Raw genomic sequence first — 12,265 nt, 5'->3', positions numbered from 1 at the left:
GTCCCAGGAGACCCCGTGAAACCGCTGATGATCCTGGTCGCCGGCCCGTACCGCTCGGGCACCGGCGACGACCCCGCGAAGCTCGCGGCCAATGTGAGGGCCATGAACGAGGCCGCCCTCGTCCTGTTCCACGCCGGGCATCTGCCCGTCACCGGCGAGGCGCTCGCGCTGCCCCTGCTGGAGACGGCGGGCGGCGCCGCCCCCGGCGACCCGCTCTTCGACGAGCTCTTCCACCCCGTCGCCGAACGCCTCCTGGACCGCTGCGACGCGGTTCTGCGCATCGGCGGTCCGTCGGAGGGCGCGGACCGGATGACCGAGCGGGCCCGCGCCCAGGGCAAGCCGGTCCACGCCGACCTCGCCGACATCCCCGACGCCCACGGTGCCGATGCCGACGCCACCCTCCCCGAAGGCCGCCGATGACCGAGCACGTCGCCACCTCGCCCGCCCCCGCGTCCGGGTCCCACGACGCCCCGTCCCGCCGGTCCCGCCCGGCCCCCGGCACCCCCGGCATCGACGTCCCGGACCCCCGCGGCCGTACCGGACTGGACCGCCACGGACGCGATCTCACCGGCAACGACCGGGTCCGCGTCCTCGACGTCGAGGTCCTCGCCTGCGACTGGTCCGTCCTGCGCCGCACCACCTTCGACTACCGGCACAGCGACGGCCACTGGAGCCGCGAGCAACGCGAGACGTACGACAGGGGCGACGGCGCCACGATCCTGCTCTACGACCCCGACCGCCGTACCGTCCTGCTCACCCGGCAGTTCCGGCTGCCCGCGTACGTCAACGGGCATCCGGACGGCATGCTGCTGGAGGCCGCCGCCGGACTCCTGGACGGCGACGACCCGCGCGAGGCGATCCGCCGTGAGGCGGCCGAGGAGACCGGACGGGCGGTGCACGACGTCGAGCACGTCTTCGACGCGTTCATGAGCCCCGGTTCGGTCACCGAGCGCCTCAGCTTCTTCGCCGCCCCCTACGACGCCTCCGCCCCCGGGGCCGACACGGCGGGCGTCGCGGCCGAGGGCGAGGACATCGCCGTCGTCGAACTTCCCTTCACCGAGGCCCTCGGCCTCGTCCGCACCGGCGCGATCGCCGACGCGAAGACCATCATGCTGCTCCAATGGGCCGCGCTGGACGGCCCGTTCGGGCCGTCGGCGGTCAGCCCACGTTCAGCCCGGTGAGGTCGGCCAGGGGCAGCGTGTGCTGCGTCTGGAGGACCTTCGCGCGCAGGTAGCGGACGTTGTGCGGGGTCGTGAAGACGCCCGTGGGGACCCGGTCGTGGACGTCGATGCCCAGGTCGCGCAACTGGCCCGCCTTGTCCGGGTTGTTGGACAGCAGGTCCAGGCTCGTGATGCCCAGGGCGCGCAGCATCTGGGCGGCGGCCGTGTAGTCGCGGTCGTCCTCGGGCAGGCCGAGCGCGGCGTTCGCCTCGTAGGTGTCCAGGCCCTGGTCCTGGAGGGCGTAGGCGTCGAGCTTGTTGTAGAGGCCGATGCCGCGGCCCTCCTGGCGGAGGTAGAGCAGGACACCGCCGGTCCCGGCTATGCGCTCGACCGCCTCGCGCAGTTGCGGCCCGCAGTCGCAGCGGGCGGAGCCGAAGACGTCACCGGTCAGGCACTCGGAGTGCAGCCGGACCAGGGGGGTGGCCCCGGGCGCCGGCTCGCCGAGGACGACGGCGATGTGCTCCTGGCCGTCGGTGAGGCCGTGGAAGGTGACCAGTTCGGCGTCGACGGAGTAACCGTCGGGGAAGCGCAGCGGTACCCGGACGCGGGCGCGCGGGGTGGCGGCGGGGGTGTCGGGCATACGGTCTCCCGGGTCCGGAGGACGGTGGCAAGGCGGCACCGGGCCGCCTTGTGCTTCAGATTTGAAGCAGATCCAACGAATCCAGACCCTACCTCATGCTTTAAATTTGAAGCAACGGGATTGTGGCGCGCACCTCATGCGCCGGCGGCGATCCGGGGTGACCGGATGGTGATCAGGTGGCGATCAGGTTCCCGGGCAGGGCGACGAGCGGCGGCGCCACGGCAGCTCCTGCGGGGCCGCCTCGTCGCCGTCCTGGAACCCCAGCACGACCTGCGTGAAGATCTCCTCCAGCTGCCCCACCTGCTCGGGAGTGAGCCGGTCGAAGAGGGCGGAGCGGACCGTCTCGACATGGCCGGGCGCCAGGTTCTCCAGGGTCGCCATACCCTCGTCCGTCAGGGCCGCGACGGTTCCGCGCTTGTCCCAGCGGCACTCCTCCCGCCGCAGCAGTCCGTCCTTCTCCAGGCGCGTCACCGCGTACGTCAGCCTGCTGCGGGTGATCTTCAGCTGCTCCGCGAGGTCGGTCATCCGCAGGCGCCGCTCCGGTGTCTCGGAGAGGTTGGCGAGGATGGAGTAGTACAGATGAGGCAGGCCGCCCTCCTGCTGGAGCTGCCGGTCGATCGCATCCTCCAGCAGGAGGTAGCCGGCGACGTAGGCGCGCCAGGCGCGCTGCTCCTCAGGGGACAGCCAGCGAGTCGTCATACAGCCAGTGTAGGTTTGTTTCAAACTTGAACCAAGACCCGGGGAGCCGCGTCGATGCCGTACCCGTACGTCCTGCTGTCCGCCGCCGTGTCCCTCGACGGCTATCTGGACGACACCACGCCCGAGCGCCTGCTCCTTTCCGGCCGCGCCGACTTCGACCGCGTCGACGAGGTCCGCGCCTCCGTCGACGCCATCCTCATCGGCGCCGGCACGATCCGTGCGGACAACCCCCGGCTCCTCGTGAACTCCCCGCAGCGCCGCGCCGCCCGGGTGGCCGCCGGACGGCCGCCGTACCCCCTCAAGGTCACCGTCAGCGGTTCCGGCGACCTCGACCCGGCGGCGAACTTCTGGCACACGGGCGGCGAGAAGGTCGTGTACACGACGGACAAGGGCGCCGAACGGGTCCGCGCGCTCGGCATCGAGGCGGACGCCGTCCCGCTCGGGCCCGAACTGGACTGGCGCCGTCTCCTCGAACACCTCCACGACGAGCGCGGGGTGCGGCGCCTCATGGTCGAGGGCGGCGGGAAGATCCACACCCAGCTGCTCCGACAGGGCCTCGCCGACGAACTCCAGCTGGTCCTCGCCCCGCTGTTCGTGGGCGACCCGGCCGCGCCCCGCCTCTTCGGACCCGGCGGCTACCAGGGCGGACGCCTGCGCCTGGTGGAGAGCCGGCGCATCGAGGACGTCGTCCTGAACCGCTACGAGCCCACCGCCCCCGGCGCCGGACCGCTGCCCGTCGCGGCCGACCGGCACTGGCTGGCCCTCGCCTGCGAACTCGCGGCCGACTGTCCGCCGTCGGAGACCGCCTTCAGCGTCGGCGCGGTGATCGTGGCCGCCGACGGCACGGAGCTGGCCCGCGGCCACTCCCGCGAGGCCGGCGACCCGGTCGTGCACGCCGAGGAGGCCGCCCTCGCGAAGCTCGACCCCGCCGACCCCCGGCTGTCCGCGGCCACCGTCTACAGCAGCCTCGAACCGTGCGCCCGCCGCTCCTCCCGCCCGGCCCCCTGCGCCCGCCTCATCCTCGACGCCGGGGTGCGCAGGGTGGTCACGGCCTGGCGGGAGCCGGACACCTTCGTCACGGAGGCGGACGGGACCGGTCTGCTGACGGCCCAGGGCGTCGACGTCCTCGTGCTCCCGGATTACGAGGAGCGGGCGAAGGAGCCGAACCGCCACCTCCTCTGAGGCCGCCGGGGCCCCGTGGATCAACCGATGTGCTTTCCGCCCCGCTGATGGCGTACAGTTGCATTCATCGCCGCGGGGTGGAGCAGCTCGGTAGCTCGCTGGGCTCATAACCCAGAGGTCGCAGGTTCAAATCCTGTCCCCGCTACTGATGAACCGAAGGCCGGAATCCGAAAGGGTTCCGGCCTTCGGCGTTTATGTCGACCTCCCTCCCTCACTCCTGGTGACCGGATGACCGCCCTGCGCATAACGACTGAGTCACCATCAAAACTCCTGTGACTGATGAAGCGTTTCCGGGGCATGTCGAAGCGCGGTCAACTCGCCCGTTTTTCACCGCTGCTGGCCCAAAAGTCCAGGCCAGAAATGTTGTTGATCAAGAGGAACAGCTTGGAAACCCACCCCCGGGTCTATTAACGTTCGATAACGCAGCGCGGTCGTCCCAGCCGGCACCAGAGTCGGCTCCGTGCGGCACGTGCCGAATCCCGCAAGGGAACCGGGGAACCACCACCTTGGGGTGAATCACGCGGAAGCCGTCGTGAACTCGCAGAGTCCACGACCGGTATACGCGCGTAGGAGACCTTCCCGCTCCGAACCCGTCAGCTAACCCGGTAGGCGACGGAAGGAAAGGAGTGCGCCCGCGTGGCGTCCAACCCGCCTGCCCCCGAGGCCCCTTACGCGCCCAGCCAGCGGTCCACCGAGACCTTCGGCTACGGCGACTACCGCACCGACGAGGGCCCTTGGGAGGAGTGGAACCCCACCGCGGAGTCCACTCGCCCGGTACGCGGCAAGCACCGCGTCGCCAAGCAGCGCGGCGGCGGATTCGCCCGCAGCTCCACCGTCCTCGGCGTCGGCGTCATAGCCGCCGTCAGCGCGGGCGGCATGGCCAGCGCCAACACCGGCAAGGCGCCGGTCTCCATCTCGATGCCGGACCTGCCCAACGTGGGTTCGCTCATCTCCGACGACGAGCCCGCCCCGGAAGCCGCCCCGGCCCTCGCCAGCTTCGGTTCCGAAGCCGCCGTGGACACCGAGGAGAGCACCGCCGACGCCGGCGAGGCGCTCCGCAGCCGGATCATGGCGCAGGCCGAGTCGCAGCAGTCGCAGGTCGAGGTCAAGGCGCTCGCCGCGGCGGCCAAGGCCGAGTCCGACGCCGCCGCCAAGGCCGAGAAGGAGGCGGAGGCCAAGGCCGCCGCCGCCAAGAAGAAGGCCGCCGAGGAAGCCGCCGCGAAGGCCGAGGCCGCGCGCCTGGCCGAGCTGGCCAAGCAGTACACGCTGCCGACCTCCTCGTACACCATCACCTCGACCTTCGGCCAGGCCGGTTCCCTCTGGTCCTCCGGCTACCACACGGGTCTGGACTTCGCCGCGCCGACGGGCACGCTCATCAAGGCCGTCCACAGCGGCACCATCACCGAGGCCGGCTGGGCCGGTTCCTACGGCTACCGCACCATCCTGACCCTGGACGACGGCACCGAGCTGTGGTTCTGCCACCAGTCGTCGATCAGCGTCAGTGTCGGCCAGAAGGTCGCCACCGGTGATGTGATCGGCCGCGTGGGCGCGACCGGCAACGTCACCGGAGCCCACCTCCACCTCGAGGTCCATCCGAACGGCAGCGCCGACGGCATCGACCCCGCGGCCTGGCTGCGCGGCAAGGGCCTCAACCCCTGAGCGGTTCCTCTCCCGCGGACACCCTGATCCACCCCGGCAGCCCCGACGCCCTCCGCGTCGGGGCTGCCGCCGTTCCGTGCCGTCCACAGGCGCCGTTCACATGTTCTTCGTGTCACGCCCGGAATGGGCGGGCCGTCGGCGTCCGTTGAGACGAAGCATGACTTCTCTTCGCAAGCTCGGCTCCTCCGACCTCGAGGTCTTCCCGCTCTCCCTCGGCGGCAACGTCTTCGGCTGGACCGCCGACGAGACGGCCTCCTTCGCCGTGCTCGACGCCTACGCGGCCGCGGGCGGCAACTTCGTCGACACCGCCGACTCCTACACGGCGTGGATCGAGGGCAACAGCGGCGGTGAGTCCGAGACCGTCATCGGCAGGTGGGTGAAGGCCCGGGGCAACCGCGACGACCTCGTGATCGCCACCAAGGTGAGCCAGCACCCCGAGTTCCCCGGTCTGACCGCCGACAACATCAAGGCCGCCGCCGACGCCTCGCTCCGCCGTCTGGGCACCGACCGCATCGACCTCTACTACACGCACTTCGACAAGCCCGAGGTGCCCGTCGAGGAGATCATCGGCGCGCTCGACGAGCTGGTGCGGGCGGGCAAGGTGCGGCACATCGCCGCCTCCAACATCTCGCCCGAGCGGCTCCGGGAGTCCCTGGAGTTCTCCGACCGCGAGGGCCTGGCCCGGTACGTCGCCCTCCAGCCCCACTACAACCTGGTCTCCCGCGACACCTACGAGGGCGGCCTCCAGGACCTCGCCGCCCGCTTCGGACTCGCGGCCGTCCCGTACTTCGCGCTCGCCGCCGGCTTCCTCACCGGCAAGTACCGGCCCGGTACGACCGTGCAGAGCGCCCGTGCGGCCGGCGCGGCCAAGCATCTCGACACGGAGCGGGGCCGCAACGTCCTCACCGCCCTGGACGAGATCGCCCAGGCCCACGGCGCCGAGATCCCCACGGTCGCCCTGGCGTGGCTCGCGGCGCAGCCGACTGTGGCCGCGCCGATCGCCTCCGCGCGGACGGTCGAGCAGCTGCCGGCGCTGCTGGAGGTGGCGCGGCTGGAGCTGACGGCGGAGGAGATCACCCGGCTGACCCGGGCCTCGGCCTGACCTGCCGCGGCCTCGCCTACTGGTGCGGGTGGGGGGCGGGGTACGGCCCTGCCGGATACCCGCTCCCGGGGCCGCTCCCGGGGCCGTTCGCGGGGCCGTTCGCGGGGCCGTGTGCTGCCGGGTACCCGTAGCCGAACCCGTATCCGTACGACGGCCCCGGCGGAGTTCCGTGGACCGGCGGGGCTCCGTACACCGGCGCCGCCGGTTGCCCGAATCCGGCGGTGCGGCCCTGGCCGTGGGCCGGACCCCGGCCGTACCCGTACCCCCCGTACACCGGCCAGGGCAGCACGGCCACCCGTACCGGCGGGGCCGTCGCCCGGGCCGCGTGGTCCAGCGCCGGCCGGGCGACGTCCTTGCGCCTCCACAGTTCGTTGAGCAACTCCCGCTCGCGTACGAGGAAGTCGGCGCGGGCCCGGCCCTGCCGGCCGCGGTGCCGCAGGAAGGCGAGGGAGGTCGCGTACGCCTCGTACCGTGCCACCTCCCGCGCCGCCGGCTTGCCGAGGTGGCGGCCGGCGTACTCCCGGGCCAGCCGCCGGGCCCGCATCGAGCCGAGCGCGAACGGCTCGGCCGGGGTGAGCCAGCCGGCGGCCGCGTAGGCGGGCAGTTCCTCGCGCACGGTGCGCAGCTCGCGCTGCCGCGTCCACACCACCAGCCAGGTCAGCAGCCCGAACGCGGGCACCATGAACGCCGCGTACACCGCGAAGAACCCGAACTCGCCGAACGACGAGGAGCCGTTCCACAGGGCGTGCATCCCCATCGCGAGGAGCAGCCCGCACAGCGGGACCAGCACGCGCCGCAGGTGCTGGCGCTCGCCGGAGAGCGCGGCGAACCCGAAGCCGATGCCGGTCAGGACGGTGAACAGGGGGTGCGCGAACGGCGACATGATCACGCGGACGAAGAAGGTCGCGGCGGTGACGGAGGCGATGCCGGTGTCGCCGGTGAGCTGGTCGGTGCCGAAGGCCGTGCCGAGGTAGAGGATGTTCTCGGTGAAGGCGAAGCCGGTCGCGGTGACCCCGGCTATGACCACGCCGTCGACGATCCCGGTGAAGTCCCGCCTGCGGAAGAGGAACACCAGCAGGACGGCGGCGGCCTTCGCGGACTCCTCGACGATCGGCGCTATGACGGTCGCCCCGAGGGTGTCCGCGCCGGACGGGTCGGCGGTCGCGGTGGCTATCCACCGGGTCGCGAAACTGTTGGCGATGATGGCTATCAGCGCCGCCGCGCACGCGCCCCAGGCGAAGGCGAAGACCAGGTTCCGCCAAGGTCCTGGCTCGACCCGGTCCAGCCACCGGAAGGCGGCGACCAGCAGCGGCACGGGCAGCACGGCGAGCCCGAGCCCGACCAGGAACCCTTCCGTGCCGGTCTGTTCGCGCACCAGCGCGAGGATGACCAGGCCGGACAGGGTGAGCAGCGTGATCAGGGCCCCGTACCGAACCCACCTGCGTTGCCACCAGTGAGCGTGCCGGAGCACACCGTCCTCGGGTGCGCCGCCGGGATGCGGCGGACGGGGCGGAAACGGAGGACTGATGGCCACGGCATCGACCCTAACGAGGGAGGGGACTGTGGTGGAGACGGAGGTCGCTCGGTGATTCCTTGGTCGGTCTCCTGGTCGATCTCCTGACCGACCCTCGGGCCGGTCAGCGATCCCCGGGCTGGACGGGATGCTGTACGCGACGGAAGAGCAGATCGTTCACGACGTGACCCTTGTCCAGCCCCTGTCCCTCGAAACGGGTCAGCGGCCGGAACTCGGGCCGGGGCGCGAACCCGCCGTCGGCCCGGGTGTTCTCGAAGCAGGGGTGCGCGGTCAGGACCTCGAGCATCTGTTCGGCGTACGGCTCCCAGTCCGTGGCGCAGTGCACGGTCGCGCCCGGTTTCAGTCGCGTCGCGGCCAGGTCGAGGAACTCGGGCTGGATGAGGCGCCGCTTGTGGTGCCGCTTCTTCGGCCAGGGGTCGGGGAAGTAGACCCGCAGCCCGTCGAGCGAGTCCGCCGGCAGCATCTCGCGCAGCAGGATGATCGCGTCACCGTTGGCCACCCGGACGTTGGTCAGCCCGGTGCGGTCGGCGAGGTTGAGCAGATTTCCCTGGCCGGGCGTGTGCACGTCCACCGCGAGGATGCCGGTGTCCGGGTCGGCGGCCGCCATCTGCGCGGTCGCCTCGCCCATGCCGAAGCCGATCTCCAGGACGACGGGACGGTCGTCGCCGAACAGCTCGGCGAGGTCGACGAAGTGCCCGTCGATGTCGAGTCCCCACTTGGCCCACAGCCGCTGCAACGCGTCCGCCTGCCCGGCCGTCACCCGGCTGCGCCGGGGCTGGAAACTCCTGATCCGCCGCTCGAAGTGCGACCCGGCGGGATCGGCCTTGGGCCCGTCGGGGAACCGGGGCTCCCCCTTGGCCCGGGTGTGCCGAACGGACTCGCCCGGGTGGTGCTCGCCACCGGGAAAGGGCTGGGGGACTTCGGGGGTACTCACGGAATCAGACACAGTGGGGTCGATTTTACGGGTCCGCTCCCGGTGCCGGCCGCGCCCGTGGGCCCGGCACCGGACGGCCGGCCCCGTGCGGCCGGCCCGTGCGGGCGCCGCTCCGACCGCTCACGCGTCGGCCAGTGCTCCCAGGGCCCGGCGCGCCACCTCTCGTCCGATCGGGAGTGAGGCGGTGGCCGCCGGTGAGGGCGCGTTCAGCACATGGACCGCCCGTGGCCCCTCCCGTATCAGGAAGTCGTCCACCAGAGAGCCGTCCCGCAGTACCGCCTGCGCCCGCACTCCGGCCGTCGCCCGCACCAGGTCCCCCTCCTCCACCGCCGGCAGCAGCCGGCGCACCGCGTCCACGAAGGCGCCCTTCGACACCGACCGCCGCAGCTCCCCCACCCCGTACCGCCAGTGCCGGCGGCCCAGCCGCCACACCCCGGGCCAGGCCGCCGTCGCCATCGCCTCGCGCGGCCGTACGACGCCCCAGCCGTACCCCTCACGGGCCAGCGCCGGCACGGCATTGGGGCCGACATGCACGCCCCCGTCGATCCCCCTGGTCAGATGGACGCCGAGGAACGGGAACGCCGGATCGGGCACCGGATACACCAGTCCGCGCACCAGCTCCGGCCGCGCCAGCTCGTAGTACTCGCCCCGGAACGGCACGATCCGCACCTCGGGCTCGTCCCCCGTCAGCCGGGCCACCTCGTCGGAGTACAGCCCGGCGCAGTTCACCAGCACCCGCCCCCGTACGACGTCCCCGCGCGCGGTGAGCACGGCCACCCCGCGCTCCGGCCGCCGGTCGATCCGCACGACCCGCGCGCCGTACCGGATGTCCGCCCCGGAGGCCCGGCCCAGCTGCCGTGCGACGGCCGTGTAGTCGCAGATCCCCGTCGTCCGCACGCGTATCGCGGCGAGGCCCCGGACCTCGGGCTCGTACTCCGCGATCTGGGCGCCGCCCAGTTCCCGCACCGGAATCCCGTTCTCCCGGCCGCGCTGCACCAGCGCGTGCAGCCGGGGCAGCTCCGCCCGGTCCGTGGCGACGATCAGTTTGCCGGTGACGGAGTGGGCGATGCCGTACTCCGCGCAGAACTTCGTCATCTCCGCCGCGCCCCGCACCGCGTACCGCGCCTTCAGCGATCCCGGCCGGTAGTAGATCCCGCTGTGGACGACCCCGCTGTTGCGCCCCGTCTGGTGCCGGGCCACCCCCGGCTCCTTCTCCAGCACCGTGACCCGCGTACCCGGCGCGGCACGCGTGATCGCATACGCCGTGGACAGCCCGACGATGCCCCCGCCGACCACGAGCACATCACAGTCGTAAGCGATCTTCGGCACGTGCACCACCTCCCGGCTTCGATAGTGCACTGCGCCACTGACAGTGCCTTCAAACCCGGGGCGGGCGTCATGCCGGTCGCGTGTTGCCGCCCTACGCCGGAGTCATCAGCAGGGGCCGGGCCCGCTCGCGCAGTTCCACCACCCTGGGTTCGTCGCCGTAGGGCTCCAGCCGATGCAGAAGATCCTTGACGTACTCCGTGGTGCGGGCGGAGGAGATGCGCCCGGCCACCTCCACGGCCCGCACGCCCTGCGCGCAGGCGGCGTCGAGGTTCCCCGACTCCAGCTCGGCGACCGCCGAGACGACGAGCCGCAGCCCGTGCGACCGCACGAACTCCTCCGTCGGCTGCGACAGCGCCTGCTCGGTGAACCTCCGCACCTGACGCGGCGCCTTCAGGTCGCGGTAGCACTCGGCGGCGTCGGCGGCGAAACGGTCGTAGGAGTAGAAGCCGAGCCAGGACGGGTCGTGGTCGCCGTCGCGCGACCGTTCCAGCCAGCCCTCGGCGGCCTTCAGCGCCGCCCCGGCGGCCTGCGCGTCCCCCGCGCGGGCGTGCGCACGTGCCTCGACGAGCCGGAAGAAGCTCATCGTGCGGGCCGTGGCCAGCCCCCGGTTGCGCTCCAGGGCCGCCTGCGCGAGGTCGACGCCCTCGTCGCCGAAGCCGCGGTAGGTGGCCTGGAGGGACATGGAGGCCAGGACATAGCCCCCGAGGGGTACGTCGGCCGCCGCGCGGGCCAGCCGCAGCGCCTGGATGTAGTAGCGCTGCGCGGCCTCCTGCTGACCGGTGTCGAAGGCCATCCACCCCGCCAGCCGGGTCAGTTCGGCGCTCGCCCCGAACAGGGCCCGGCCGACCTCGTCGGAGTACGACCCGAGCAGCAGCGGCGCCGCCTCCACCCGCAGGCACTCCGGCACCATGGACGAACGCCAGTCGCCGCCTCCGTACTTGGAGTCCCAGCGTCTGGCGTCCTCGGCGGCCTCCCGCAGCTTCTGCACATCGCTGTGGCCGACTTTGAGCGGTGCGCCGGACTCCTCCACGAGGTGTACGTCGCGTGCCACCGAGCTGTCGGCCGGGGTTATCAGCCACCGTGAGGCGGGTGTCGCGTACGCGCTTACTGCGAACGATCCGGCCAGCGACTGCCAGATGCCCCCGGAACCGGCCCGGCGGCCGGCCAGGTCGAGTCGATAGAGCTCCGTGGCCGAGCGCACGGCCTGGTTGACGTCCCTGGGGAAGGCGAGGCCCACCTCGGGTGCGGGATCCGCGTCGGCCAGGCCGATCTCGTGGAGCGGCACCGGGCGGCCGAGCTTCTGACCGATGGCGGCCGCGATGAGGTGGGGCGCGGCGCCCTGCGGCACCATGCCCTTCGACACCCAGCGCGCCACGGACGTCTTGTCGTAGCGAAGAGTCAACCCGCGTTGAGCGCCAAGATCGTTGACGCGTCGCGCGAGTCCTGCGTTGCTGATTCCCGCGAGGGCGAGAACGGCGCCGAGTTTTTCGTTCGGCCCGCGTTGCTCCCTGGACATTGCGCCACCCCTCGACACAGACGGCTGCCGCGCTGGCATAACCATGCGGCATTCGTAAACCCAGCGTAGTTCGCCGCATCCCAAGCGTTAAGGGGCATTCTTCCGGTTGGCGGGATTGTGGTCCGTACGAAAGTCCGGGCGCAGGTACGGACCGTCGCAACGTGCTCCCGCTGTGTGGCTGTGCGCCCGGCCGTGCGCTCTTCTCCGGCCACCGCGGGAGCGGTTCCATGGGCCGTGCGTGGGTCGGCCCGCTGTACTGGATCCAGTGGGCTGGGGGACACCGCCGCCTACATCCCCGCGGGCGGCGGAACGGTCCGGGAGACGGCGTCCGTCTCCCGGGCCGGCGCGAGCCTTGCACGGCACGCGCGTGTGTACGGAGCGTGTGCGAAGCCTGCGCGGGACGTTCTCGACGCGCTTCGCACAACGGGGATTTGGCCGAAAATCGACCCTCTGTTCTGTGGGGGACAACGCCTCCCACCACGGAAATCGAGGGCGCGCAGGGCGTCTTGG

Annotated in this window: 11 protein-coding genes, 1 tRNA gene and 1 riboswitch; of the genes, 6 read left to right on the top strand and 6 right to left on the bottom strand. The window is 72.1% G+C overall.

Annotated elements, in window-relative coordinates; translation table 11 throughout:
- The first annotated feature begins 27 nt into the window (after positions 1 to 27).
- A complete protein-coding gene (locus tag ABT070_RS18400; protein WP_351762195.1) occupies positions 28 to 420 on the top strand; it encodes a DUF4406 domain-containing protein in 393 nt (130 codons plus the stop codon).
- Positions 417 to 1,181: an NUDIX domain-containing protein gene (locus tag ABT070_RS18395; RefSeq protein ID WP_351761513.1), complete on the top strand. Its 765-nt coding sequence runs from the start codon at positions 417 to 419 to the stop codon at positions 1,179 to 1,181. The genes ABT070_RS18400 and ABT070_RS18395 overlap by 4 nt, the downstream gene beginning before the upstream one ends.
- On the opposite strand, the gene ABT070_RS18390 is transcribed toward ABT070_RS18395, so the two are convergent.
- Together ABT070_RS18390 and ABT070_RS18385 are read right to left on the bottom strand one after the other, a co-directional pair.
- A complete protein-coding gene (locus ABT070_RS18390) occupies positions 1,159 to 1,800 on the bottom strand; it encodes a GTP cyclohydrolase II (RefSeq protein ID WP_351761511.1) in 642 nt (213 codons plus the stop codon). The genes ABT070_RS18395 and ABT070_RS18390 overlap by 23 nt on opposite strands.
- 183 nt (positions 1,801 to 1,983) lie before the next feature.
- The gene (locus tag ABT070_RS18385) at positions 1,984 to 2,499 is read right to left on the bottom strand and encodes a MarR family winged helix-turn-helix transcriptional regulator (protein WP_351761508.1); all 516 of its coding nucleotides are present in this window, start codon (positions 2,497 to 2,499) and stop codon (positions 1,984 to 1,986) included.
- A gap of 54 nt (positions 2,500 to 2,553) precedes the next feature.
- Between ABT070_RS18385 and ABT070_RS18380 the strand changes: the two genes are divergently transcribed.
- From ABT070_RS18380 to ABT070_RS18365, 4 genes are all read left to right on the top strand, one after another.
- Positions 2,554 to 3,681, top strand: a complete 1,128-nt coding sequence (locus tag ABT070_RS18380; protein WP_351761506.1) for a dihydrofolate reductase family protein — start codon at positions 2,554 to 2,556, stop codon at positions 3,679 to 3,681.
- 71 nt (positions 3,682 to 3,752) lie between these two features.
- A tRNA-Met gene (locus ABT070_RS18375) sits at positions 3,753 to 3,826 on the top strand.
- A 315-nt stretch (positions 3,827 to 4,141) separates the two neighbouring features.
- Positions 4,142 to 4,308, top strand: a riboswitch (cyclic di-AMP (ydaO/yuaA leader).
- 9 nt (positions 4,309 to 4,317) lie between these two features.
- A complete protein-coding gene (locus ABT070_RS18370; protein WP_351761503.1) occupies positions 4,318 to 5,340 on the top strand; it encodes a M23 family metallopeptidase in 1,023 nt (340 codons plus the stop codon).
- Between the two features lie 157 nt (positions 5,341 to 5,497).
- On the top strand, positions 5,498 to 6,442 hold the full coding sequence (locus tag ABT070_RS18365) for an aldo/keto reductase (RefSeq protein ID WP_351761501.1): 945 nt from the start codon (positions 5,498 to 5,500) through the stop codon (positions 6,440 to 6,442).
- A gap of 16 nt (positions 6,443 to 6,458) precedes the next feature.
- On the opposite strand, the gene ABT070_RS18360 is transcribed toward ABT070_RS18365, so the two are convergent.
- From ABT070_RS18360 to ABT070_RS18345, 4 genes are all read right to left on the bottom strand, one after another.
- Complete coding sequence (locus tag ABT070_RS18360; RefSeq protein ID WP_451101124.1) at positions 6,459 to 7,976, bottom strand: PrsW family intramembrane metalloprotease; 1,518 nt, start codon at positions 7,974 to 7,976, stop codon at positions 6,459 to 6,461.
- Positions 7,977 to 8,079: 103 nt separating this feature from the next.
- Positions 8,080 to 8,922 carry a tRNA (guanosine(46)-N7)-methyltransferase TrmB gene (gene trmB, locus ABT070_RS18355; protein ID WP_351761498.1) on the bottom strand — a complete coding sequence of 281 codons (843 nt, stop codon included), beginning with the start codon at positions 8,920 to 8,922 and terminating at the stop codon, positions 8,080 to 8,082.
- A 108-nt stretch (positions 8,923 to 9,030) separates the two neighbouring features.
- Positions 9,031 to 10,248, bottom strand: coding sequence for an L-2-hydroxyglutarate dehydrogenase (gene lhgD / locus ABT070_RS18350; RefSeq protein ID WP_351762191.1), 1,218 nt, complete (start codon positions 10,246 to 10,248; stop codon positions 9,031 to 9,033).
- Positions 10,249 to 10,330: 82 nt separating this feature from the next.
- Positions 10,331 to 11,755, bottom strand: coding sequence for an NsdA family TPR-like regulatory protein (locus ABT070_RS18345; protein ID WP_307164138.1), 1,425 nt, complete (start codon positions 11,753 to 11,755; stop codon positions 10,331 to 10,333).
- Between the last annotated feature and the right edge of the window lie 510 nt (positions 11,756 to 12,265).

This window comes from Streptomyces sp. NPDC002884, assembly GCF_040295245.1.
In the GTDB taxonomy this organism is placed as follows: Bacteria; Actinomycetota; Actinomycetes; order Streptomycetales; family Streptomycetaceae; genus Streptomyces.
The sequence above is the reverse complement of the archived record's forward strand: the minus strand, read 5'-3'. Positions and strand labels throughout refer to the sequence as shown.